Raw genomic sequence first — 21,758 nt, 5'->3', positions numbered from 1 at the left:
CGCAGGTGGGCGTACGTTGCGGCTCGGACCACCGAAGATCAACGCGAAAGTCACCCTCGATGAATACTGTGATCAGCCGCCGCCGCGCGCTCGCCGCCATAGCCGCCGCCTCCCTGGTCCTCGCCGGCTGCGGTGCGGGCGATTCCGACACCGGCGCGACGGCTGCCGGGTTGACGAAGGTCCAGGTCGCCCTGGACTGGACCCCCAACACCAACCACACCGGGTTGTACGTCGCCAGGGAGAAGGGCTACTTCGCCGCGCACGGCCTGGACGTGGAGATCGTCCAGCCCGGTGACGCCGACCCGTCCGCCCTGGTCGCCGCGGACAAGATCCCGTTCGCGATCAGCGCCCAGGAGGCGCTCACCCAGGCCCGGGCCGAGGGTGCGCCGCTGGTCTCGATCGCCGCCGTCATCCAGCACAACACCTCCGGTTTCGCCTCACCCAAGGACCGCAACCTGAACCGGCCGGCCGACTACGTGGGCAAGACCTACGGCGGCTGGGGCGGGCCGGTCGAGGCGCCGCTGCTGCAGGCCGTGGTGTCCGCCGACGGTGGGGACGCCAGCAAGATCAAGACGGTGAACGTGGGCGACTCGGACTTCTTCGCGGCCACCAGGAAGGGGATCGACTTCGAGTGGATCTTCTACGGCTGGACCGGTGTCCAGGCCGAGCTGCGCAACGAGCCGGTCAACATCCAGTACGTCAAGGACTACGACCCGGCGCTCGACTTCTACACGCCGATCCTGATCACCAACGAGAAGCGGATCTCCGGCGACGCCGAGCTGGTCAAGGCGTTCACCGCGGCGGTCTCCGAGGGGTACACGTACGCCGCGAAGAACGCCGGGGAATCGGCGGACATCCTCCTCAAGGCCGCTCCCGATCTGGACGCCGCCCTGGTCAAGAAGAGCCAGGAGTGGCTCAGTCCCAAATACCAGGACGATGCCGCCCGCTGGGGTGAGCAGAAGGCCGAGATCTGGACCGGGTTCTCCGACTGGCTGTACGAGAAGAAGGTCCTCGCCACGAAGGTGGACGGGACGAAGGCGTACACCAACGACTTCCTGCCCGCCGCGTGACGTTCCGTAAGGCGCTGCCGCCGGCGGTCACCCTGATCCTGGTGATCGCCGGCTGGCAGCTCTACACCGTCGTGAGCGGCATCGACACCTGGCTGCTGCCCAGCCCGGTGGACATCTGGGACGCGGCCACCGCCCAGAACGAGACGCTGCTCGACCACACCCTGGCCACCACCGAACTGACGCTGTACGGGTTCGGGGCCGGGGTCGCCACCGGCCTGCTCGTCGCCGTCCTGCTGCACCTGATCCCGCTGTTGCGGGCCGCGGTCTACCCGCTGCTGGTGATCAGCCAGAACGTGCCGGTGATCGCGATCGCGCCGCTGCTGGTGGTCTGGCTCGGTTTCGGGCTGGCCCCGAAACTCGTGGTGATCATCCTGGTCTGCTTCTTCCCGGTCGCCGTCGCCACCCTGGACGGGCTGCGCCGCAGCGACCCGCTGATCACCGACTACCTGCTGATGAGCGGGGCGAACCGGCGGCAGCTGTTCACCAAGCTGCAGTGGCCGCACGCGCTGCCGACGATGTTCTCCGGCCTGAAGATCGCGGCCACCTACAGCGTGTTCGGCGCGGTGATCTCCGAGTGGCTGGGCGCCGAGAAGGGGATCGGGCAGTACATGATGATCCAGAAATCGGCGTTCCGGGCCGACCGGATGTTCGTCGCGATCGGCATCGTCATCACCCTGGCCCTGGTCGTCTTCGGCCTGGTGGTACTCCTCGAGAAGCTGACCGTGAAGGGCCGGCGCCGTGACTGACACCCCAGCGCTCTCGGTAGCCAACCTCAGCCATTCCTTCGGTGACTTGTCCGTTATTTCTGACATTTCGCTCAGGGTTGCGGCGGGGGAGTTCGTCTCCATCGTCGGTCCCTCCGGCAGCGGCAAGAGCACCCTCTTCCATCTGATCGGCGGCCTTCTGAAACCGACAAAGGGTGATATTTCCGTCGAAGGTTCGGCGGCCCGGCGCGGCCGGATCGGCTACATGCCGCAGCAGGCCGCGCTCATGCCCTGGCGGACCATCGAGCGGAACGTCGTCCTCGCCCAGGAGATCAAGGGCAAACCCGACCTGGTCCTGGCGCGCGAATGGCTGGCAAGGGTCGGGCTGGAGGACTTCGCCAAGGCGTACCCGCATCAGCTCTCCGGCGGCATGCAGCAGCGCGTCGCCTTCCTCCGCGCGCTCCTCTCCGACCAGCCGCTGCTCTGCCTCGACGAACCCTTCAGCGCCCTGGACGCGATGACCCGGATCGAGATGCACCGCTGGCTGCTGGACATCTGGGAGGCCAACCGCCGCGCGGTCCTCTTCGTCACGCACAACATCGAAGAGGCGCTGCTGCTCTCCGACACCGTCTACGTCTTCTCCCGCCGCCCGGCCACGATCCTGGAGAAGATCACCATCCCGTTCGACCGCCCCCGCCGCGACGACGTCGTCGACGACCCCGCCTTCGTGAAGTTGCGCCGCCGCCTCACCGATCTCCTGACAGGTGCCCCCCGATGACCCTCACCCACGTACGCGTGATGCTCGAGTACTTCCACCCGTGGACCAACGCCGCCGGCCTGTACGTGGCCAGCCGCCAAGGTTGGTACCGCGACGCCGGCCTGGACATCGAGCTGACCGTCTTCGACTCGCTGCGCGGCGACACCCTGGAACACCTGGCCCGTGGCGAGGTCCACCTGGGGGTCTTCCCGACCAACCGGCTGCTCGTCCGCAGCGCCGCCGGCCAGCCGCTGAAGGCGGTCGCGTCGATCAACCACCGGGGCCTGGAGACCATCCAGACGGTTGTCGGCCGGGGCATCACCCGCCCCCGGGACCTGGCCGGCAAGCGTCTCGCCCTGAACCCGACCCCGCGCGGGGTGGCCATGGTCCGGCACCTGGTGGAAGCGGACGGCGGTGACCCGGACGCGGTGACCCTGGTCGACAGCGGCCACCGGGAGCTGTCCGCGGACGACATCGCGGCCGGCGAGGTGGACGCCACGTTCGGCGGCTACTGGGCCTGGGACGCCCTGTTCGCGCAGCTCCCCGGCGAGCAGCGGATCACCTGGCCGGTGGACGAGATCGGCGCCCCGCCGTACCACAGCTACCTGCTGGGCACCGGCCCGGCGCTGACCGATCCCGCGGTGATCGAGGCGTTCCGGCAGGCCACCGCCCGGGGGTACGAGGCCGCCCGGGACGAGCCGGGGCTGGCGCTGGACGTGCTGGACCGGGTGATCCCGTACTTCCCGCGGCCGATCCTGGCCCGTTCGCTGGAGCTGATCACTCCGACCTGGTTCGACGGCGACGGCCGCTGGGGTGAGATCCGCGAGGATCTGATGACCCCGTACACGCAATGGCTGGCCGGCAACGACATCCTGCCGCGGTCCTTCGACTGGCGACAGGCGGTCACCACGTCGCGGGCCCTGAAGCCGTGACGCTGCCGGACGAGGTGGTGGAGCTGCTCGACCGGCCGGAGTTCGCGGTGCTCTCCACCGTCCAGCCGGACGGCAGCGCGCAACTGTCGGTGATGTGGGCCGGCCGCGACGGCGACGAACTGGTGATGGCCACCAAGGCCGGCCGGCGCAAGGTCCGCAACATCGAACGGGATCCGCGGGTGACCGTGCTGGTCTACGACCGGGCGCGACCGGCCCGGTACGCCGAGATCCGGGGAACCGCCCGGATCACCGGCGAGGACGCGCACACCCTGGTCGACGAGCTGGCCCGCCGGTACACCGGGGTTCCGCACCAGCGCGGCGCCGACCGGGAGGAGGCGACCCGGGTGGTTCTGCGGATCACTCCCGAGCGTGTGCTGTTCGTGGCATGAACGAGGCAGCCGACCAGGTCGTGGCATGGGCCGTGTCCCTTCCGGTGGAAGTGGGGAGACGGCGGGTGCTGGCCGTCGAAGGGCGGTCCGGATCGGGCAAGACCACCCTCGCGATGGCGGTCGCCGAACGGCTCGCGGCGCCGGTGATCCACATGGACGACCTGTACGCCGGCTGGGACGGCCTCGACCGGGGTGTCACCGAACTGCACGACCGGGTGCTGGTCCCGCTCGCCGAGGGGCGGGACGCGGTGTGGCGGCGCTGGGACTGGGCCGCCGGAGCGTACGCCGAGGAGCACCGGGTGCCCGATGCCGACTGGCTCGTCGTCGAGGGCGTCGGCGCCGGTGGACGGTTGCTCCGGCCGTACGAAAGCGGGCTCGTCTGGGTGGACAGCCCCGCCGGGATCCGCAAGCGGCGCGCCCTGGAGCGGGACGGGCCGACCTATGCCCCGCATTGGGCCCGATGGGCCCGGCACGAGGACGCGTTCTACGCGGCCGAGCTGGTTCGTGAGAACGCGGACCTGATCATCGAGAACGCTGGGGAGCAGTGATGACGATCCGCCTGAACGGGTTGCGGCAGTCGACGGTGGGCCACACCGCGATCGGGTTGTGGCGGCATCCGGACAGCCAGGCCCACCGCTACCGGGACCTGTCCTACTGGGTGGAGACCGCGAAGATCCTGGAACGCGGGTACTTCGACGCGCTGTTCGTGGCCGACGCGCTCGGGCCGCTCGACGTCTACCAGGGCAGTGTCGACGCGGCGCTGCGCGACGGCATCCAGACCCCGACCGACGATCCGCTGCTGCCGATCAGCGCGATGGCCGCCGCGACCGAGCACCTCGGTTTCGCTGTCACGGTCTCGTCGACCTATGAACTGCCGTACGCCTTCGCCCGCAAGATGACCACACTCGACCATCTGACCGGCGGCCGGATCGGGTGGAACATCGTGACGTCCGCCCTGGACAGCGCCGCCCGCAACCTGGGGCTGGACCGGCAGCTGCCGCACGATCAGCGGTACGCGAAGGCCGAGGAGTTCATGGAGGTCGTCTACAAGCTGTGGGAGGGCAGCTGGGCGGACGACGCCGTGGTCCGTTCCGGTGACATCTTCGTGGACCCCACCCGGGTCCGCCCGATCGCGCACGACGGCGAGTACTACCAGGTCCCCGGCATCGCCCTGTCGGAGCCGGGCATTCTGCGCACCCCGGTGCTCTATCAGGCGGGCACCTCCCGGGTCGGCCAGGCGTTCGCCGGCCGGCACGCGGAAGGGGTCTTCCTCTCCGCCTACCTCCCGTCGATGGCCCGCACCCTGGTCACCGGTTTCCGGGCGGAGGCCGCCGCGGCCGGCCGCGACCCGAACGCGCTGAAGATCTTCGCCATCGCCACCGTGATCGTCGCCGAGACCGACGCCGAGGCGCGGGCGAAACTGGCCGACTACCAGCGGTACGCCAGCGTCGAGGGCGCCCTGGCCCGATGGAGCGCCCTGATGCACCTCGACCTGTCCTCGTTGGACCTGGACAAGCCGCTGGAGTACGTCGAGACCGACGGCATCCGCGGCATGGTCGAACTGTTCACCACCCTGGACCCGAACCGCACCTGGACCCCGCGCGCGATCGCCGAGTTCGTCGGTGTCGGCGGCGGCGGCCCGGTGATCGTCGGCAGCCCGGCGACCGTCGCCGACGAGCTGGAACGCTGGGCCGAGGAGTCCGGGGTGGACGGTTTCAACATCGCCGACCCGGTCCCGCCGGTGACGTTCCGTGACTTCGTCGACCTGGCTGTCCCCGAACTGCGACGCCGGGGCCTGACCCGGACGTCCTACGACGGCCCGACCCTGCGTGAGAATTTCTACGGCCCCGGTGTCACCCGGGTGCTCGACGACCACCCGGCAGCGGGGTACCGGTTCGTTCCATGAGGACGACGGTCAGCAGCGCGGAACTCCACCGGTCCCGGACCCGGTAGTCGTCCTTGATCGCGGCCCGTTTCGCCGGCGCCATGTCGGCGAGCGGGTCCGGGGTGTTGTCGACCCGGACGATCCAGATCCGGGGCGGGGCGCCCAGGCAGGCGGCGACGTCCGGGCACTCGGTGGCGAGCATCCGGCCGCCGGTGCGCTGCGGGGTCACCGCCAGCACGTCCTTCGGCCGGGGCTCGGGAACGTACAGGTCGTAGAGGTCGCGGGCCGCCCACGGGATGCTGACGTGGGTGTCCGGGAAGACGACCACGTCACCGGGCCGGTACCGCGGGCCGATCAGGTTCGCGACCCGCGCCGAGTCCTGCCCGTGCCCGTCCGGCTCCCGGATGTCGAGCTGGGCCGGATAACCGAGGACGGCGATCAGCAGCACCACCGGCAGCGCGTGCGCCCAGTGCAGGACGCGGACCGCGAGCACGGCCAGGGCGGGGATCACGAACAGCACGTACCGGGCCACCCACACGTCCGCGACGGTGCCCGCCACCAGCAGCAACACCGGCGGGACCAGGGCGGCACCGGCCAGGGCGAGCGAGGTCCGGTCCCTGCGCAGCCCGGTGACGGCCAGCGCCAGCAGCAGCCCGCCGGTGACCGCGGAGACGAACAGCTGCGCGGGCAGCAGGCCGATGCTGCCGACGCCGACCGGGGCGATCCACGAGACCTGCGCGGTCTGCCCGGCGGCCAGCAGACACAGGCCGATCGCGGGCAGACTGCCGAGCACCGCGGCCGGTGTCCAGACCCGCCACCGCTGCCAACCGGCCAGGGCGTGCCCGGCGAGCATCAGCAGCGCGCTGAGCGGATGGGCCAGACCGGTCAGCGCGACGGCCCCGGCATAGACGGCGGCCCGTCCGGCGGAGGGTTCCTCCAGCAGGCGGAGCAGAGCGAGCAGGGCCAGTGCGGCGAAGAGCATGACCAGGGCGTACGGCCGGGCCTCCTGCGCGTAGCGGGACGTCACCGGCAGCACCGCGAACAGCGAACCGGCGAGCAGTCCGGCGGTGTCCCCGCTGACCCGGCGCCCGATCGCCACCACGACGATGCTGGTCAGGACCATCGCGATCAGCGACGGCAGGCGAAGACCACCCAGGACCTTCAGGATGGCGTAGTACGGGGTGAGCACGGCGTCGACGGAGCCCGCGAGCAGCCACATCTGCTCCCAGCCGAGCCGGGCCGCGCCCCGGGTGGCCAGTTCGTCGGCCCAGAGGGCCGCACCGTCCAGGCGCCACAGGCCGAGCGCCGCGGTGGTCAGGGGCGGAATCAGCCAGACAAGGACGGAACGGCTTCTGATGATGATCTCCGGCAGCGGGTGGCGGGCCGGACCAGCTTAGAGACGGCCGCCCGTGGTAGCCGGGCGGCCGAGTCGAACAACCGGTGAACTTATCGGATCGGGGTCAGGCCGACCCGGGCTGCCAGCTCGTGGATCGCGTCGGAGTGACCGGTGCCGAGGCCGTGCCGGGTCACGTTGAGAGCCCCGGCCGCCGCCCCGGTGCGCACCGCCTCCTCCAGGTCACCGCCCCGGGCCAGGACGGTGGCGACCGCCGCGGACATCGAGTCGCCCGCCCCGCGATGCTCGACCACCTGGAGCGCGGGCATGTCCACGAGGTAGGCCGTGCCGTCGAGCAGCGCGATCCCCGGCCGGTCGGCGCGGCTGATCAGCACCGACCCGGCGCCCCGCTCGCACAGTTCGTGGGCGGCGGCGGTCAGGGACTTGTCGCTGTCGTCGCCGGCGATCCCGTCGTCGATCAGCTCCTCGTGGCTGACCTTGAGAAAGGCCACGCCACCATCCAGCACCGCGCCGAGATTGTCGCCGGAGAGATCGGCGACGACCCGGCTGCCGTGGGTGCCCAGGTCGGCCGCGAGCCGCCGGTACACCTCGGCCGGAACCACGTCCGGGGCGGCCGGGCCGCTGAGGATGCTGACGTCGGCGCGCAGCCCTTCGGCGAGAGTGGTGCTGTACAACTCGTCCAGGTCGTGCCGGCCGAGCTGGTCACCGGCGTACTCGGCGACGGTGTCCCGGCTGCCGTCGCGGCGGTCGTGCACGTACCAGCCGCTACCGTTCTGCCGCTGCACCGTGCGCACCTCGATGTGTTCTCTTCGCATCAGGGTGGCGACGACGTCGCCGATCTCACCGCCGACCGCTGCGCACAGGGTCACGTCGGCGCCCAGCCCGGCGCACATCCGGGCCTGCCAGATGCCCTGCCCACCGGGGTGGACGTGCAGTTCCGGGGTGTCCCCCGGCTGTTCGATGGTTACCGTGAGTTGAGGAACCGGCGCGAAGACCATTACCGTCGGCATACGCGCCGGTTACCCTCTGAGCTGCGGATCAACCTGTGAACATGCTGAGATCAGCCCTTGACGGCTCCGGCGGTGATGCCCGCGACGAAGTGGCGTTGCAGGAACGCGTACGCCAAAATCATCGGCAGTGAGGCCACCACCACCCCGGTGAAGAGCAGCGGATACTCGGTCAGGTATTCGCCCTGGAAGTCCAGCAGCGCCAGCGGCAGCGTCCGTTTCTCCGGATCGTCGATGAAGAGCAGCGGATAGAGCAGATCGTTCCAGTGCATGACGACCAGGAAGATCGCGGTCGCGGCGATACTGGGATAAGAGACCGGCACCGCGATCCGCCAGAACGTCGCCCACGGCCCGGCCCCGTCGATCTCGGCCGCCTCGTAGAGTTCGCCCGGCAGCGTGCGCATGAACCCGGCCAGGATGAAGACCGCCACCGGCAGCGTCACCACGATGTTGACCAGGATCAGCCCGGTCAGGCTGTTGCGCAGGCCGAGCCGTTCGAACTGCACGTACTGCGGGATCATGATCGCCTGCGCGGGCACCGCCAGACCGAGGGCGAAGATCCCGAACAGGATCCGGGACGGCCACTTCGGCAGCCGGGCGACCGCGAACGCCACCAGACTCCCCAGCAGCAGCGTCGCCGGCACGGAGATCGACATCACGAAAAGACTGTTGCCGAGTACGCCGAGCAGGCCCTGTCCGGTGAGGACGGTGGCGTAGTTGTCCAGCGTCGGATTCCGCGGTGGCCCGAAGGGGTCGGCGAACAGGTCCGGTGTGGTCTTGAAGGTGCCGCCCACGATCACGATCAGCGGCACCACGATGAGCAGCGAGTAGACGCCGAGAACGGCCCGCCTGATCATCGGTGCACCGCCTTTCCGGCCCGGTTCTGCAGCCACGTGACCAGGGCGATCGCGGCCATGAAGACGATCGACTCGGCGGCCGCGTACCCGAGCTGCGAGTTCGCGAACGTGCTGTAGATCCGGGTGGCCAGCACGTCCAGCCCGGCCCGCGGCGGATTGCCGGCCAGACCCAGGATCAGATCGAAGGCCTTGAAGGACTGCAGCGTCGTGTACGCGATGACCAAGGTGGTTGCCGGAGCCACCATCGGCCAGGTCACGTGCCGGAACTGCTGCCAGCGCCCGGCCCCGTCGGTCTTCGCCGCGTCGTACAACTCCTCGGGGATCTGGTTGATCCCGGCGATGTAGACGACCATCATCTGCCCGGCGTGAAACCACACCTGCGCCACCGCCACCCACAGGATCGCGGTCGACTCGTTGCCCAGGTACGCCGACTTCCACGCGTCCAGCCCGACCGCGTCCAGCAGGTTGTTGGCCAGCCCGAAATTCGGGTCGTAGACGAACTTCCAGATGAACGCCACCGACACCGACGACAGCACGGTCGGCAGGAAGAACAGCGCCCGCAGGAACGTCGACGCCCGGGACCGTGCCGCCAGCAGCACCGCGAGCAGCAGCGCCAGGGCGGTCTGCCCGATCACCACGGCCAGCAGGAACTTCAGGTTGTTGGTCAGCGCGTTGCGGAACAGGTCGTCGTTGCTGACGACGTCGGTCAGGTTGGCGAGCCCCACCTCGTTGAAGGCGGGGCTCCAACCGTCCCAGTCGGTGGTGGCGTACCGCAGGCCCTGCACGGCGGGAAGCAGGAAGAAGCCGCCGTACAGGACCAGCGCGGGTGCCGCGAAGAGCCAGAGCTTGAACTTCATTTCTTCTGGTCGATGACCTTCTGGGCCTCCTCGGCCGCCTGCTCCGGGCTCTTGCCCCCGGCGACGGCCACGGTGGCGTTCTCGACCGCGCCACGGATGTCCAGGTTGGTGAACTGGAAACGCGGGGCGAGAGCGGTCTTCCTGGTCAGCCAGGGGGCGAGCGCCTTCAGGTCGGCGTTGGTGTACTCGACGTCCTTGACCGTGACGTGCTGGGCGGTGCCGTTGGCGTACACACCCGCGACGGCCGGATCGGACAGGTGCTCGATCCAGGCGCGGGCGTTGTCCTGCTTGGCCGACTTCGCGTTCACCCCGAGGATGAAGGTGGCGTTGAAGACACCCTCGTACCTGGCCTTGTCGGCGGTCGTGGTGATCGGCGCGAGCAGGTCGATCGGGAACGTGGCGCCCAGCTTGCGGACCCCGGCCACCTGGAACGAGCCGGTCGCCAGCAGGGCCGCCTTGCCCTGGGCGAACAGCGCGAGCGCGGCGTCGCTGCTGGTGCCGGTGGCGCTGTCCTGGAAGTACGGGCGCAGCTCGGCGTACTGCTTGAGCACGGTCAGGAACCAGTCGTCGGTCACCTTGTACTCGCCGGTCTCGATCTTCCCGAGCGCGTCGTCGGCGGGCGCGTTGTTGACGACCATGATGTTCAGCAGCTGACCGGCGTTCGCGGCGTCGCCGCCCGGCCACGCGATCGGGGCGACACCCTGGGTCTTCAGCTTGTCGGCCAGCGCCAGGAAGCCCTGCCAGTCCTTCGGGGCCTCACCCAGGCCGGCCTTGCTGATCAGGTCGGTGTTGGCCAGGGGGGTGTTGAACACCAGCTGGTACGGCACCCCGTACTGCTTGCCGTCGGAGGCGCCCGCGGTGATCAGCGACGGCTCGTACTTCGACAACAACGACTGCCCGGTCAGGTCGGTGGAGACACCCGCCTTGGCGATGTCCAGGAACTGGGCGCCCCGGAACGCGGTGAAGGAGTCGCCGATCGTACCGCCGCGCAGTTTCTGCAGTGCCGTGCTCTGGTAGTCGTTGGACGGCGAGATGTCCTGGCGTACCGCGATGCCCTTGACCTTCTGGAAGTCCGCGATGATCTGCTCGAAGACCGCCTTGTCCTCGGCGCGCCAGTGCGCGAACGAGAGGTCCTTCGCCTTGGTGTCCGCTGTCGTCTTCGTTGATCCACCCGGGCCGGCGCACGCCGCCAGGAACGAGGCGGCGCCCGCTCCGGCGGCCAGTTTCAGCAGGTTGCGGCGGTGGTATGTGGTCACAGTTATCAGGCTCCTGACAGGAGGCCGCGGCGGCGCAGCTCGGGCAGCAGGCCCTCACCGGCGTGGTAGGCCTCTTCGAGGTGGGGATATCCGGAGAGGATGAACTCGTCGATGCCGAGTGCGTGGTACTCGGCGATCCGGTCGGCGACCTCGGTGTGGCTGCCGACCAGGGCTGTTCCGGCGCCGGGACGGACGAGTCCGACCCCGGCCCATAGATTAGGGTAGATCTCCAGGCCGTCTCTCGTCCCGCCGTGCAGCGCCAGCATCCGCTGCTGGCCGACCGAGTCCGCCTGGCGCAACGAGGCCTGGGCGTTGGCGATCTGCTCCGGAGTCAGGGCGTCCAGCAGGGCGTCCGCCTCGGCCCACGCCTGCTTCGAGGTGTCGCGGGTGATCACGTGCAGCCGGATGCCGAACCGTCCGGTGTAGCCGAGCGCGCGCAGAGCGGCCACCTTCTCGGCCACCGCGGCGGGCGGCTCGCCCCAGGTCAGGTAGACCTCGGCATGGTTGGTGGCGACCTCCAGCGCGGCCTTCGACGAGCCACCGAAGTAGATCGGCGGGGCGTCGAACTTCCGGGGCGCGAGCGCGCCGGCCACCTTGAAATGCTCGCCCTCGAAGTCGAACGGGCCCTGCCAGGCGCCGCGCAGCACGGTCAGGAACTCGTCGGTCCGCGCATAACGCTCGTCCTTGCCCAGCCAGTCGCCGAAACGCTGCTGCTCGGCGGCGTCGCTGCCGGTGACGATGTTGAGCATCAGCCGGCCGCGGGAGATCCGCTGGAAGGTGGCGGCCATCTGTGCCGCGAGCGTGGGGGAGAGCGAACCCGGGCGGAACGCCACCAGGAACTTCAGGGTGCTGGTCTCCCGGGCGATCGCCGCGGTCGTCAGCCAGGCGTCCTCGCACCAGGTGCCGGTCGGGGTCAGCACGCCGGTGAAGCCGGTGCGCTCGGCGGCGCGGGCGACGTCGATCAGATAGTCGATGTCCGGCTCGCGCAGCGCCGCCCCGTCGGTGTGGGTGCTGCGCCCGCCACGATCATCGACGCCCACGATGGACCGGCTGTCACCGGTGGTGGGCAGGAACCAATGCAGGACGACGGCCATGCCCGGAAATATATGTGCACAACTCCTATCGATCAAGGAGGCAAACTAGAATATGTGCACGTTCTCACACGGCGGGACGGAGGCCGGTCGTCCCGGCCTCCGTCCGTGGCATCGGTGGCCGGTCTTCCCGGCCACCGTCCGTGGCGTCGGTCAATGCCGGTCGGGCAGCAGCCAGCGCACCCGGCGCACCAGTTCCCCGGTGTTGACCGGTTTCGGTAGGTACTCCTCGGCCCCCGAGACGAAGGCCAACTCCACATCGGTGGGCGTGGCCATCCCGCTCAGCACGATCACCGGGATCTCGGCGGTGGCCGGTTCGGCGTGCATCCGGTAGCAGACACTGAGCCCGTCCATCCCCGGCATGGCGATGTCGAGCACCACCAGATCGGGCAGCGCCTCGTTGACGATCGTCAGCGCGGTGCAGCCGTCCCCCGCGGTGGTCGTCCGATACCCGGCCATCTGCAACTTGAAGGTGACGAGATCACGCACGTCCTCGTCGTCGTCGACCACGAGCACCAACTGCCCGGTGCCGGTACGGGGGAGAACGGGGGCGATGTCCATCATGGCCGTCATGGGTTTCTCCGTGCCTCTCGGAATCCGCTGCCCGGGGCGGCTCCACGCCGCCGAGGTGTGCCCCGAGACATCGGCCCCACTGAGGCGCCATCCAGGTAAACGCCGGTTGCCGAACGGTTGCGGCTCCCCAGCCGCCGGTTGCCGAACGGTTGCGGCTCCCCGGCCGCCGTGACACGAGGGCACCGGTGACATCCGGTCGACCGGGCGGCCGAGGCTCGCCGACACCTTCGTAGCCGTCGCCGCATCACGTCCGCGATCAAGTCGTTGATGCGTTTGACCAGCTTGCGGTCTGTGTGGCTGAGGTGCTGCGACCACCCCGTCGCAGAAGGATCAGTCGCACGACACGTCTGAAACCGCATTCCGGTCGGCGAGCGGGCGCTCGCGTCCCTCGTTCCGGTCCAACTCCGCCATCGATCGACGCAGGGCTTCGGCATTGCCCGGACAGCGGAGCAGGTACCCCGTCTCTTTCATCGACTCCCACTCGGCCAGCGGCACGATGACCACGGGCTCGTGACCTGATCGGGTCACCATCAATTCCTCGGCATCGTCAACCACACTGTCGAGCTCGCGCTGGTGTTGATCCTGGCCACCCGCACCGCCCGGGCCGCCCCTCGCCGCCCGGGCCGCGCGGCCGCCAGATTCTGCCGAAGGTGGGTGAAGTTCACCGTTCGCATCTCCACCTCCCAGGGGAGTACAGAAATTGTACTTCCGGGATAAGACCGGTGAGCCGCCACGCGGCGGTCAACTGACGGTGATGTCGGCTGGGTCGCTTGCTGTGGACGGCGCCGGCCCGGCGGAGGCGCTCGCGGAGAGCGGCGCCGGGGTGGCGGGGAACTGGGCCTGGCGGGCGGTCACCGCGCGCTCCGGGCGGGAGCGGCCCAGGAACGCCGCCGTCCAGCGGACCAGGGCGCTCGCGCGGTTGCGGCCCTTCGGCAGGTAGGCCCAGTGGACGCCGAGCCAGAGGAGCCAGCCGGCCAGGCCGGTCAGGCGCAGGCCGCGCAGGTCGGCGACCGCCGAGAAGCGGGACACCGTGGCGATGTTGCCCTTGTCGAAGTAGTGGAACGGCTTTCCCCCGGGCTTGCCGGCCAGACGGCGCCGGATGAGCCGGCCCACATAACCGCCGCCCTGGATCGAGACCTGGGCGACGCCGGGCAACCGGTCCAGGCTCATCAGGTCGCCGACCACGAAGATCTCCGGGTGACCGGGAACGGTCAGGTCGGGCTCGACCAGGATCCGGCCGGACCGGTCGGTCGCGGCCCCGGTGGCCTCGGCGAGGCGGGCCGCCAGCGGAGCGGCGGACACCCCGGCGCTCCACACCTTGGTCATCGCCTCGATCCGCTCACCGCCGGCAGCCGAGGGACCGGAGCCCGCCCCGCCGGCAGCCGAGACACCGGAGCCCGCACCGCCGGCAGCCGAGACGCTGGAGGACGCACCGCCGGGAGCCGAGAGACCGGAGGACGCACCGCCGGCAGTCGCGCCTCCGGCGCCCGCACCGCTGTCAGCCGCGCCGGCCTTGGTCGTGTCGGTGGTGACGACCCCGGTGGCGTCCACGTCGGTGACCCTGGTGTTCACCCGGATCTCGACGCCGATCTTGCGGAGGCGGCGGGCCGCGGCCTCCGACGAGCCGGGGGAGAAGGTCGGCAGGATGCGGTCGACGGCGTCGATCAGGACTATGCGGGCCTGGGACGGGTCGATCCGCCGGTACTCACCGGGGAGGGTGCGGTGGGCTATCTCGGCGATCTGGCCGGCCAACTCGACGCCGGTGGGGCCGGCGCCGACGATGACGAACGTCATCCAGCGGGCCGCCTCGGCCGGGTCGGTGGACAGCTCGGCCAACTCGAAGGCGGTGAGGATCTTCGAGCGCAGCTCGACCGCGTCGTCGATGCTCTTCAACGCGGGTGCGTGCTCGGCGAACCGGTCGTTGCCGAAATACGACTGGGCGGTGCCCGCCGCGACGATCAGCGTGTCGTAAGGCACCTGGTAGGGCACGCCGCCGGGCGCGGTCGCGGTGACCGTGCGCGCCTCGGGGTCGATGTCGGTGACCCAGCCGAGCAGCACCGACGTGTTGGGCCGGCCGCGGAACAGCTCGCGCACCGGGGTGGAGACCTCGCCGGGCGACAGCACGCCGGTGGCGACCTGGTAGATGAGCGGCTCGAAGACGTGGTGGTTGGTCCCGTTGATCACGGTGACGTCGGCGGGCGCCTTCCGCAGGGCCTTCGCGGCATACTTCCCGCCGAAACCCGCTCCGACCACGACGACCCGGTGCCGTGCCTGTCCGATCATGTCGATCACGCTCCTCGTACCTCCAGTAGAACCCCTCGGAAGGGGCTGGAAGTCCCTTGCGGAGCGCGACGATCCTCACTGCCCGGAGCTGTCACAAAAGGCCGGGGAACTTTGTCCCCGGCCCCGTGACAACCTTTACTGCACGACGAACAGCAGACGGTTCGGCGACCCGCTGCCGGGGCTGGTCACCACGTTGGGAGTGGCGTTGCCGGTCAGAGCCGAGGAGACCTGGGCCGGCGTGTAGGAGGGGTTACGCGACAGCACCAGGGCGGCAGCCCCGGCGACGTGCGGCGACGCCATCGAGGTGCCGCTGATCGTGTTGGTGGCGCTGGTGCTGGTGTACCAGGCCGACGTGATCGACGAGCCGGGTGCGAAGATGTCCAGCACGCTGCCGTAGTTGGAGTAGCTGGCCCGCGCGTCGGTGCTGGTGGTGGCCCCGACGGTGATCGCGCTGGCGACCCGGGCGGGGGAGTAACTGGAGGCGTTGGCGTTGTTGTTGCCGGCCGCGACCGCGTAGGTGACGCCGGAGGCGATCGAGCTGGCGACCGCGTTGTCGATGGTGGTGCTGGCGCCGCCGCCGAGGCTCATGTTGGCCACGGCGGGTTTGACCGCGTTCTGGGTGACCCAGTTGACGCCGGCGACGACTCCGGCGGTGGTGCCGGATCCGGCGCAGTTGAGCACCCGGACGCCGACCAGCTTGACGGCCTTGGCGACGCCGTACGTGCTGCCGCCGACCGTACCGGCGACGTGGGTGCCGTGGCCGTTGCAGTCGACCGCGCCGCTGCCGACGGCGTCGTATCCGGCGGTGGCGCGCCCGCCGAACTGGCTGTGTGTGTAGAGGATGCCGGTGTCGATGATGTAGGCGGTCACGTTGGAGGCGGTGACCGGGTAGGTGTAGGTGGTGCTCAGCGGCAGAGCCCGCTGGTCGATCCGGTCGATGCCCCAGGTGGCGCCGGTCTGGGTGGCGGCGAGCGAGATCACCTGGTTCTGTTCGACGTACGCCACCTTGGAGTTCGCCGCCAGGCGTTTCGCCTGGCTCTCGCTGAGGGTGGCCTCGTAACCGTTGAGGACCGTGCCGAAGCTGCGCTGGACGGTGCCGCCGTAGGACCGGGTCAGACCGGCCTCCTGCGCGCCGGCTTTGAGGACCACGATGTAGCTGCCGGGGATCGCGGCGGTGGTGCCCGCGAGCCGGATGGTGCCGGTCTCCGCTGCCGCGGCGGGGGTGCCGGTCGCCACGACGGCCGTGGCCAGAGCGGCCAGGCCGGCGGCCAGGGTGCGAAACGCCATGATCATCTCCCTGAACAAGATCGACCAAACTCGATGTAAAGGTCTACCAGGAGGGTATTCGCGCTGGCCGGAAGGGGCTTCATATCGAACTGTATATATCTCTGTCTCAGGACGCGGGCGACGGGGACGACAATAGGGGTGAAAAACGGTCACACCCGGATACGAGGCGAACCGATGAGACTTCCGATAGCCGTACCGCCCGTCGCCGGGTACGCGGTGCTCTACGCGGTCGCCGTCCTGGCCGGAACCGGTTCCACCCTGGGTGACGACCCGGGTGACCAGATGATCTGGCCGGCCTTCGGCGTCGCCGCCATGTGGGTGGTGATGAGCCGGGACTCGCTGTGGCGGTGGGCCGAGACCGCCGGCATCGGCGTGCTGACCGTGGCGATGCTCGCGGTGGCCGGCACCGATCCGGTCGTCGCGGCGGTGGAGGGCCTGGCCGCGATGCTCGGTGCGATCGTGTTCGGGTTCGCGGTCACCCGCTGGCTGCCCGCCCTGGAACCACCGGAGAAACCGGAACCCCCGCTGTCGAACCTGCTCGGCCTCTGGTGGCTGATGGTCTGCGGTGTGCTGGCCGCGCTGGCCGCCACCGTGCTGCGCACCCTGGGTGACCTGGCGGTCGTCACGGACTGGACCTTCTCGGCCCCCGGCGCCGCCGCGCTGGTGGTCCGGGACACCGTCTCGGTGCTGGTCTTCGGCTCGATCACCCGATTGGTCGCGGGCCTGCTCGCCGGTTCCGGCCAAGACCACGGCAAAAACCAGAAGAGCAGCGATTTCGGTACGGTACGCCGGCTCGAGGCAGCCGGGGTCTTCGCCGTCTCCGCCGTCGCCTACTGGGCCGTCTTCAGCACCACCCGGGCCGCCCTGCCGATCGGTTTCGTGCTGATCCCGCTGACCGTCTGGGCCGCCGTCCGGATGCCCACCCCCCTGGTCATCCTGCACGCCGCCGTCTTCAACAGCACCGCCCTGCTCTACACCGTCGGCGGCCACGGCCCGTACGCGGTGGTCGGCGACGTCGACCTGCGGGCCATGCTGATCCAGGTCTACTCCGGCATCCTCGCCTCGGTCGGCCTGGTCCTGGCGATCAGCCGGGACGAACGCGAGACCCTGATCCGTCGGCTGAAGGACTCCGAGCAGGAGGCCACCGAGAAGTCCACGATGATGACCACGGTCTTCAACTCGATGACCGAGGGCCTGGCCATCCTCGACCACACCGGCCTGTTCGTGCTGCGTAACCCGGCCGCCACCCGCCTGCTCGGTTCGGCCAGCGCGATCACCGGCGGGGTCGCCCTCGGCAGCGACCACGGCTTCTTCCGCCCGGACGGCACCGAGTTGTCGGACCAGGAGCTGCCGCACGTGCGCGCGCTGGCCGGCGCCGACGTCGAGCCGATGGACGTGCTGGTCCGGAACGCGGCCCAGCCGGAGGGGCGGATCGTCCGGTTCAACGTGGCCCGGATGGCGCTCGGCACCGGCCCGTACCACGTGGTGGTGGTCTTCCACGACGTCACCGCGGACCGCCGGCACCGCGACGAGCTGATGTCGTTCGCCGGGCGGGTCGCCCACGACCTGCTCAACCCGCTGACCACCATCGAGGGCTGGTCCGAGGTCCTGGAGCAGGAGCTGGCCGGGTACGCGCCGGCCGAGAAGGTCGCCCGGATCCAGCGGGCCGCCGCCCGGATGCGCACCTTCCTGAACGGCCTGCTCGCCTACACCGCCGCCCGGGACGGCAAGCTGATGCCGACCACGGTCAACACCGCCCTGCTGGTCGGCGACATCGTCAACAGCCGGCTGGACGCCGCCGACGCCAACAGCGAGCCGCCGCCGTACTTCGAGGTGGGCCGGCTGGACCCGGTCGAGGCCGACCCGGTGCTGCTGCGCCAGCTGCTGGAGAACCTGATCGACAACTCGCTGCGGACGATGGGCCCGGGGGTGTCGCCCTACCTGGCCATCTCCTGCCAGCAGATCCCTAACGGGATGGTCCGGATCGACATCCTGGACAACGGCGCCGGGATCCCGCCGGGCATGGCCCGCGAGGTGTTCACCAGCTTCCACCGGGAGAAGGGCGGCACCGCGAACGGCCTCGAACTGGCGATCTGCAAGCGGATCGTGGAACGGCACGGCGGCCTGATCGAGGCGGCCGCCAACCCGTACGGCCAGGGCACCCGGATGTCCTTCACCCTGCCGGCCGGTCGTTCCGCGTACGCGAAAGCCCTGGCCCCGAGCCGTTGATCGGCTAGACCCGGATCAGGTCGAGCACGCCGCCGAACAGCGTGGTCATCGCGTCCTGGTCCAGGTGCCGGGCCTGCCAGCCGCGCTCCCGCAGACCCTGCAGCACCTCGCCCACGGTGGCCCGCACGGTCCGCAGTGTCGCCGGGGACACCAGCACCGCCGCGGTGCCGTCGGAGTGCGCCGCCCGGGACGCGCCGCCGAGCGCCACCAGCGCCGCCGCCGCGCCGTTGAGGATCTGCGCCACGTGCAGCCGGTCCCGGTCCAGGTTGAAGGCGGCCACGTGCACGGCCAGCCCGAGCGCGGTGACCACGTGACCGGTCTCGTCGCCGCTGAGAACCGCGGGCATGGTGTCGTCGGTGTCGTCGCCGGGGTCCGCCGGGCCGTCGCAGAACCCGCTGATCAGCTCCGCCGCCACCGCGGGCGGTACCACCGTCTGATCCGGCACCCGGCGGCGCAGCGTCACCTCGACCGCGTCCCGCACGACGTACTCCGGTACCACCCGGCCCTGCCCGGCCAGGCGGGTGACGATCGTGGTGACCAGGGCGTCTACGGTCATCTCAGAGGGTGATGCGGACGGTCGTCCCGGCCGGTCCACCGGTCACGGTCACGGTTCCCCGGTGGGACTCGACGATGTTGCGGGTGATGGTCAGACCCAGGCCCACTCCCGGTACGGCCTGGTCACGCGCGTGCCGGCCGCGGTAGAACCGGTCGAACACGTACGGCAGCTCGTCGTCGGGGATGCCGATGCCACGGTCGGCTACTTCCACGTACGGCCGCGGATCCTGTCCGGTTCCTATCATGATCGGACGGTCGGTCGGGGTGAACAGCAGCGCGTTGCGCACCACCTGACCGACCGCGTGCGCCAGCCGGGCCAGATCGGCCCGCACCCCGACCGCGCCGTCGCGCCGCACCCGGACCGGTTCGGAGCGCAGCACGATCAGCGGCCGGCAGTTCTGCAGCGCCGCGTCGAGCACGGTGTCCAGCTCCACGGTCCCGGCCGGCCCGGCCGGCGCCGCCTGTTCCGGGCGGGTGCCGGCCAGCAGGTGATCGACCATGGTGACCAGGCGTTCCCCGTTGCGGTGGATCGGCTCGATCAGGCTGCGGTACGGGGCCAGCGCCTCCTCCTGGTCACCGAGGAGCTCCAGATAACCCTGGATCGAGGCGACCGGCGTACGCAGTTCGTGGGTGATCGTGGCGACCAGGTCGTCCTCCCGCTGCGCCACCCGCGACAACTCGTCACCGAGATCGGACATCCGCAGCCGGGTACGGATCGAGTTCAGGTGCACGGCGGCCTGACCGGCGAACATCACCAGATCGTCGATCTGCCGGCTGTCGATCTCCCGTGGCTCGTCGTCGACCACGCACAGCGCCCCGAGGACGTGCCCCTGTTCGTCGACGATCGGCGCCCCCGCGTAGAACCTGATGTTCGGGGCGCCCGTCACGTTCGGGTAGTCGCGGAACCGGGAGTCCCGGGTCGCGTCCGGGACGATCATCGGCTCGCCGTCCGGGACCAGATAGCGGCAGAACGACACGTCCAGCGGGGTCTGCGCGTCGGCGATCCCGTGGCTGCCGGCGAACCACTGCCGGTCCCGGTCGATCAGCGAGACGGCCGAGATCGGGGTGTCGAACATCGATGCGGCCAGACGGGTCAGATCGTCCAGAACGGCCGGGCGGGGACGGTCCAGCACCTGGTACGAGTACAGGGCCTCGAGTCTGGCCTGCTCGTCCCGGACAGCGGTTTCGCGTTCCACGACTGTCCTTCGGCCCGCCCGTCACCGACCTGAGCAGAAAAACGCCAGGGGTACGACCCCACCGGGCCGCACCCCTGGTCGGATGAGGAGACGTCAGCCGACGGCGGCGCGCCGGGCGGTGTACTCGGCGCCGCCACGCTGGCCCGGGTACGGGATCAGGTTGTCCGGCTGCTCGTCGTATGAGGTGTCGGCCCAGCGGCGGCCCGGGTCGGCGGCGCCACCGCCACGGGTGGCCTCCATCGGGTCGCTGTCGTAGACCGACCGGCTGTGGAACCGCTGCCCGTAGTCGAGCATGCCGTCCACCAGGCGGTCCACGTCCGCGGCCGGGCGCACCACCAGGCGCATGAACTGGCTGGTCATGCCCAGTTTGTTGCCGCACTCGCGGGTCATGATGCCGTGGTTGGCGACCAGGTAGTCGCGCAGCGCCACACCCGACCACTCGGGCGGCAGCTTGACCAGGAAGAAGTTGCCCTGCGACGGGAAGACCGTCATGCCCTGGATGCGCTGCAGCTCGCGGCCCATCGAGCGGCGGTCCCGGCTGAGCAGGCGCAGGCTCTCCTCGTACTCCATCTCGTGGTCGGAGATCATGTGGACGACCTTCTCCGCGAGGGAGTTCAGGTTCCACTTGGGCAGCATCTTCGCGATCTTGCCGGCGATCGCCGGGTTGGCCAGCATGTAGCCGAACCGGATGCCGTGCAGGCCGAAGTTCTTGCCCAGGCTCTTCAGCACCACCGCGTTCGGGCGGATCACCGCGTCCGGGCCGACCGACGGGTACCGCTCGGCGTCGGAGAAGTCGATGAACGACTCGTCCACCACGACCAGGTCCAGGTCGCTGAGCGCGTCCATGAACCGGATGACGTCACGCCGCGGGATGTAGTGGCCGTCCGGGTTGTTGACGTTGCAGACCACCGCGACCCGGGACTTGCGCTCCCGGATGAACTCGACGTACTCCTCCAGGTCGAGCCGGAAGCCGTCGCGCTCCTGCAGCGGGAACATGTCGACCCGCTTGCCGGTCTCCATCGGCTGGTCGGTCCAGCGCCCGAACGTCGGGATCGGGATCGCCACGCTCTCCTTGATCAGCAGGTGGTCGATCCAGGTGATCAGCTCGGTGGAGCCGTTCGCCATCGCCACCGTCTGCGGGTGCAGGCCGAGCACGCTGGCGAGCTTCTTGGTGATCGCCGCCGAGTCGCTCGGGTAGTACTTGAGGATGCTCTTCAGGTCCCGTGACAGTTCGTCGAACATCTCGGGTGTCGGGAAGTACGGGTTGCACGGGATGCAGAAGTCGACGATCTCCACACCCTCACCCGCCGCCCGAGCCACGTCGAAGAACGACGCGCTGTGCGAACCCTTGTGCAGGATGGAGGTATCGATACCAGTCCGTGCCACAGTAGTCCTCCCGAACCCTCCGGTGATGTTGCCAACCTCCGATACGGGCAAGACGAACAGATCGTTCGATAGTTAAAAGACAGGAAAGGA

21 protein-coding genes are annotated in these 21,758 nt (G+C 69.8%); 8 read left to right on the top strand and 13 right to left on the bottom strand.

What is annotated here, in order from left to right:
- Positions 1 to 59 precede the first annotated feature (59 nt).
- From Aco03nite_RS14570 to Aco03nite_RS14540, 7 genes are read left to right on the top strand one after another with little or no spacing between them, the layout of a single operon-like run.
- Positions 60 to 1,070, top strand: a complete 1,011-nt coding sequence (locus Aco03nite_RS14570) for an ABC transporter substrate-binding protein (RefSeq protein WP_203795615.1) — start codon at positions 60 to 62, stop codon at positions 1,068 to 1,070.
- Entirely contained in the window at positions 1,067 to 1,816 is a 750-nt protein-coding gene (locus Aco03nite_RS14565) for an ABC transporter permease (RefSeq protein ID WP_203795614.1), read from the top strand. Before Aco03nite_RS14570 ends, Aco03nite_RS14565 begins: the two co-directional genes overlap by 4 nt.
- Positions 1,809 to 2,552, top strand: a complete 744-nt coding sequence (locus Aco03nite_RS14560) for an ABC transporter ATP-binding protein (RefSeq protein ID WP_203795613.1) — start codon at positions 1,809 to 1,811, stop codon at positions 2,550 to 2,552. Before Aco03nite_RS14565 ends, Aco03nite_RS14560 begins: the two co-directional genes overlap by 8 nt.
- The gene (locus tag Aco03nite_RS14555) at positions 2,549 to 3,463 is read left to right on the top strand and encodes an ABC transporter substrate-binding protein (RefSeq protein WP_203795612.1); all 915 of its coding nucleotides are present in this window, start codon (positions 2,549 to 2,551) and stop codon (positions 3,461 to 3,463) included. Before Aco03nite_RS14560 ends, Aco03nite_RS14555 begins: the two co-directional genes overlap by 4 nt.
- The gene (locus tag Aco03nite_RS14550; protein ID WP_239145163.1) at positions 3,460 to 3,852 is read left to right on the top strand and encodes a PPOX class F420-dependent oxidoreductase; all 393 of its coding nucleotides are present in this window, start codon (positions 3,460 to 3,462) and stop codon (positions 3,850 to 3,852) included. Before Aco03nite_RS14555 ends, Aco03nite_RS14550 begins: the two co-directional genes overlap by 4 nt.
- The gene (locus Aco03nite_RS14545; protein ID WP_203795610.1) at positions 3,849 to 4,400 is read left to right on the top strand and encodes a nucleoside/nucleotide kinase family protein; all 552 of its coding nucleotides are present in this window, start codon (positions 3,849 to 3,851) and stop codon (positions 4,398 to 4,400) included. Before Aco03nite_RS14550 ends, Aco03nite_RS14545 begins: the two co-directional genes overlap by 4 nt.
- Complete coding sequence (locus Aco03nite_RS14540) at positions 4,400 to 5,758, top strand: LLM class flavin-dependent oxidoreductase (protein ID WP_203795609.1); 1,359 nt, start codon at positions 4,400 to 4,402, stop codon at positions 5,756 to 5,758. The genes Aco03nite_RS14545 and Aco03nite_RS14540 overlap by 1 nt, the downstream gene beginning before the upstream one ends.
- Here the strand turns inward: Aco03nite_RS14540 and Aco03nite_RS14535 are convergent.
- From Aco03nite_RS14535 to Aco03nite_RS14490, 10 genes are all read right to left on the bottom strand, one after another.
- Positions 5,706 to 6,956 (bottom strand): glycosyltransferase family 39 protein, encoded by a 1,251-nt coding sequence (locus Aco03nite_RS14535; protein ID WP_203795608.1) that lies wholly within the window; start codon positions 6,954 to 6,956, stop codon positions 5,706 to 5,708. The genes Aco03nite_RS14540 and Aco03nite_RS14535 overlap by 53 nt on opposite strands.
- Before the next feature lie 227 nt (positions 6,957 to 7,183).
- The gene (locus tag Aco03nite_RS14530; RefSeq protein ID WP_239145162.1) at positions 7,184 to 8,101 is read right to left on the bottom strand and encodes a 1-phosphofructokinase family hexose kinase; all 918 of its coding nucleotides are present in this window, start codon (positions 8,099 to 8,101) and stop codon (positions 7,184 to 7,186) included.
- Positions 8,102 to 8,151: 50 nt separating this feature from the next.
- Positions 8,152 to 8,955 (bottom strand): carbohydrate ABC transporter permease, encoded by an 804-nt coding sequence (locus Aco03nite_RS14525; protein WP_203795607.1) that lies wholly within the window; start codon positions 8,953 to 8,955, stop codon positions 8,152 to 8,154.
- Positions 8,952 to 9,812 carry a carbohydrate ABC transporter permease gene (locus Aco03nite_RS14520; RefSeq protein ID WP_203795606.1) on the bottom strand — a complete coding sequence of 287 codons (861 nt, stop codon included), beginning with the start codon at positions 9,810 to 9,812 and terminating at the stop codon, positions 8,952 to 8,954. Before Aco03nite_RS14520 ends, Aco03nite_RS14525 begins: the two co-directional genes overlap by 4 nt.
- The gene (locus Aco03nite_RS14515; protein ID WP_203795605.1) at positions 9,809 to 11,068 is read right to left on the bottom strand and encodes an ABC transporter substrate-binding protein; all 1,260 of its coding nucleotides are present in this window, start codon (positions 11,066 to 11,068) and stop codon (positions 9,809 to 9,811) included. Before Aco03nite_RS14515 ends, Aco03nite_RS14520 begins: the two co-directional genes overlap by 4 nt.
- 5 nt (positions 11,069 to 11,073) lie before the next feature.
- Positions 11,074 to 12,162, bottom strand: a complete 1,089-nt coding sequence (locus Aco03nite_RS14510) for an LLM class flavin-dependent oxidoreductase (RefSeq protein ID WP_203795604.1) — start codon at positions 12,160 to 12,162, stop codon at positions 11,074 to 11,076.
- A 150-nt stretch (positions 12,163 to 12,312) separates the two neighbouring features.
- A complete protein-coding gene (locus Aco03nite_RS14505; protein WP_203795603.1) occupies positions 12,313 to 12,732 on the bottom strand; it encodes a response regulator in 420 nt (139 codons plus the stop codon).
- Between the two features lie 330 nt (positions 12,733 to 13,062).
- Positions 13,063 to 13,287, bottom strand: a complete 225-nt coding sequence (locus tag Aco03nite_RS14500; protein WP_239145161.1) for a type II toxin-antitoxin system Phd/YefM family antitoxin — start codon at positions 13,285 to 13,287, stop codon at positions 13,063 to 13,065.
- Between the two features lie 186 nt (positions 13,288 to 13,473).
- Positions 13,474 to 15,015, bottom strand: coding sequence for an NAD(P)/FAD-dependent oxidoreductase (locus Aco03nite_RS14495; RefSeq protein WP_203795602.1), 1,542 nt, complete (start codon positions 15,013 to 15,015; stop codon positions 13,474 to 13,476).
- 135 nt (positions 15,016 to 15,150) lie between these two features.
- Positions 15,151 to 16,302, bottom strand: a complete 1,152-nt coding sequence (locus tag Aco03nite_RS14490) for a S8 family peptidase (protein ID WP_239145160.1) — start codon at positions 16,300 to 16,302, stop codon at positions 15,151 to 15,153.
- 174 nt (positions 16,303 to 16,476) lie between these two features.
- Here Aco03nite_RS14490 and Aco03nite_RS14485 point away from each other — a divergent pair, with 174 nt between their 5' ends.
- Positions 16,477 to 18,531 carry a sensor histidine kinase gene (locus tag Aco03nite_RS14485; protein WP_203795600.1) on the top strand — a complete coding sequence of 685 codons (2,055 nt, stop codon included), beginning with the start codon at positions 16,477 to 16,479 and terminating at the stop codon, positions 18,529 to 18,531.
- A 4-nt stretch (positions 18,532 to 18,535) separates the two neighbouring features.
- Here Aco03nite_RS14485 and Aco03nite_RS14480 read toward each other — a convergent pair whose 3' ends face one another.
- The 3 genes from Aco03nite_RS14480 to Aco03nite_RS14470 form a co-directional block, all read right to left on the bottom strand.
- A complete protein-coding gene (locus Aco03nite_RS14480; RefSeq protein WP_203795599.1) occupies positions 18,536 to 19,087 on the bottom strand; it encodes a hypothetical protein in 552 nt (183 codons plus the stop codon).
- A 1-nt stretch (position 19,088) separates the two neighbouring features.
- Entirely contained in the window at positions 19,089 to 20,282 is a 1,194-nt protein-coding gene (locus Aco03nite_RS14475) for a GAF domain-containing sensor histidine kinase (protein WP_203795598.1), read from the bottom strand.
- Between the two features lie 93 nt (positions 20,283 to 20,375).
- Positions 20,376 to 21,668, bottom strand: coding sequence for a pyridoxal phosphate-dependent aminotransferase (locus Aco03nite_RS14470; protein WP_203795597.1), 1,293 nt, complete (start codon positions 21,666 to 21,668; stop codon positions 20,376 to 20,378).
- Positions 21,669 to 21,758 lie beyond the last annotated feature (90 nt).

The organism is Actinoplanes couchii (assembly GCF_016862075.1).
Classification (GTDB): Bacteria; Actinomycetota; Actinomycetes; order Mycobacteriales; family Micromonosporaceae; genus Actinoplanes; species Actinoplanes couchii.
Note: the sequence above shows the minus strand (reverse complement) of the source record. Positions and strands in the feature narration are given on the sequence as shown.

Excerpts from the sequence above, each read along its gene's own strand:
- Aco03nite_RS14545 (WP_203795610.1), top strand. The coding sequence starts at position 3,849 with ATGAACGAGGCAGCCGACCAGGTCGTGGCATGGGCCGTGTCCCTTCCG.
- Aco03nite_RS14520 (WP_203795606.1), bottom strand. The coding sequence starts at position 9,812 with ATGAAGTTCAAGCTCTGGCTCTTCGCGGCACCCGCGCTGGTCCTGTAC.
- Aco03nite_RS14505 (WP_203795603.1), bottom strand. The coding sequence starts at position 12,732 with ATGACGGCCATGATGGACATCGCCCCCGTTCTCCCCCGTACCGGCACC.
- Aco03nite_RS14495 (WP_203795602.1), bottom strand. The coding sequence starts at position 15,015 with ATGATCGGACAGGCACGGCACCGGGTCGTCGTGGTCGGAGCGGGTTTC.
- Aco03nite_RS14535 (WP_203795608.1), bottom strand. The coding sequence starts at position 6,956 with ATGTGGCTGCTCGCGGGCTCCGTCGACGCCGTGCTCACCCCGTACTAC.
- Aco03nite_RS14485 (WP_203795600.1), top strand. The coding sequence starts at position 16,477 with ATGAGACTTCCGATAGCCGTACCGCCCGTCGCCGGGTACGCGGTGCTC.
- Aco03nite_RS14510 (WP_203795604.1), bottom strand. The coding sequence starts at position 12,162 with ATGGCCGTCGTCCTGCATTGGTTCCTGCCCACCACCGGTGACAGCCGG.
- Aco03nite_RS14570 (WP_203795615.1), top strand. The coding sequence starts at position 60 with ATGAATACTGTGATCAGCCGCCGCCGCGCGCTCGCCGCCATAGCCGCC.
- Aco03nite_RS14525 (WP_203795607.1), bottom strand. The coding sequence starts at position 8,955 with ATGATCAGGCGGGCCGTTCTCGGCGTCTACTCGCTGCTCATCGTGGTG.
- Aco03nite_RS14555 (WP_203795612.1), top strand. The coding sequence starts at position 2,549 with ATGACCCTCACCCACGTACGCGTGATGCTCGAGTACTTCCACCCGTGG.
- Aco03nite_RS14490 (WP_239145160.1), bottom strand. The coding sequence starts at position 16,302 with ATGGCGTTTCGCACCCTGGCCGCCGGCCTGGCCGCTCTGGCCACGGCC.
- Aco03nite_RS14480 (WP_203795599.1), bottom strand. The coding sequence starts at position 19,087 with ATGACCGTAGACGCCCTGGTCACCACGATCGTCACCCGCCTGGCCGGG.
- Aco03nite_RS14530 (WP_239145162.1), bottom strand. The coding sequence starts at position 8,101 with ATGCCGACGGTAATGGTCTTCGCGCCGGTTCCTCAACTCACGGTAACC.
- Aco03nite_RS14540 (WP_203795609.1), top strand. The coding sequence starts at position 4,400 with ATGACGATCCGCCTGAACGGGTTGCGGCAGTCGACGGTGGGCCACACC.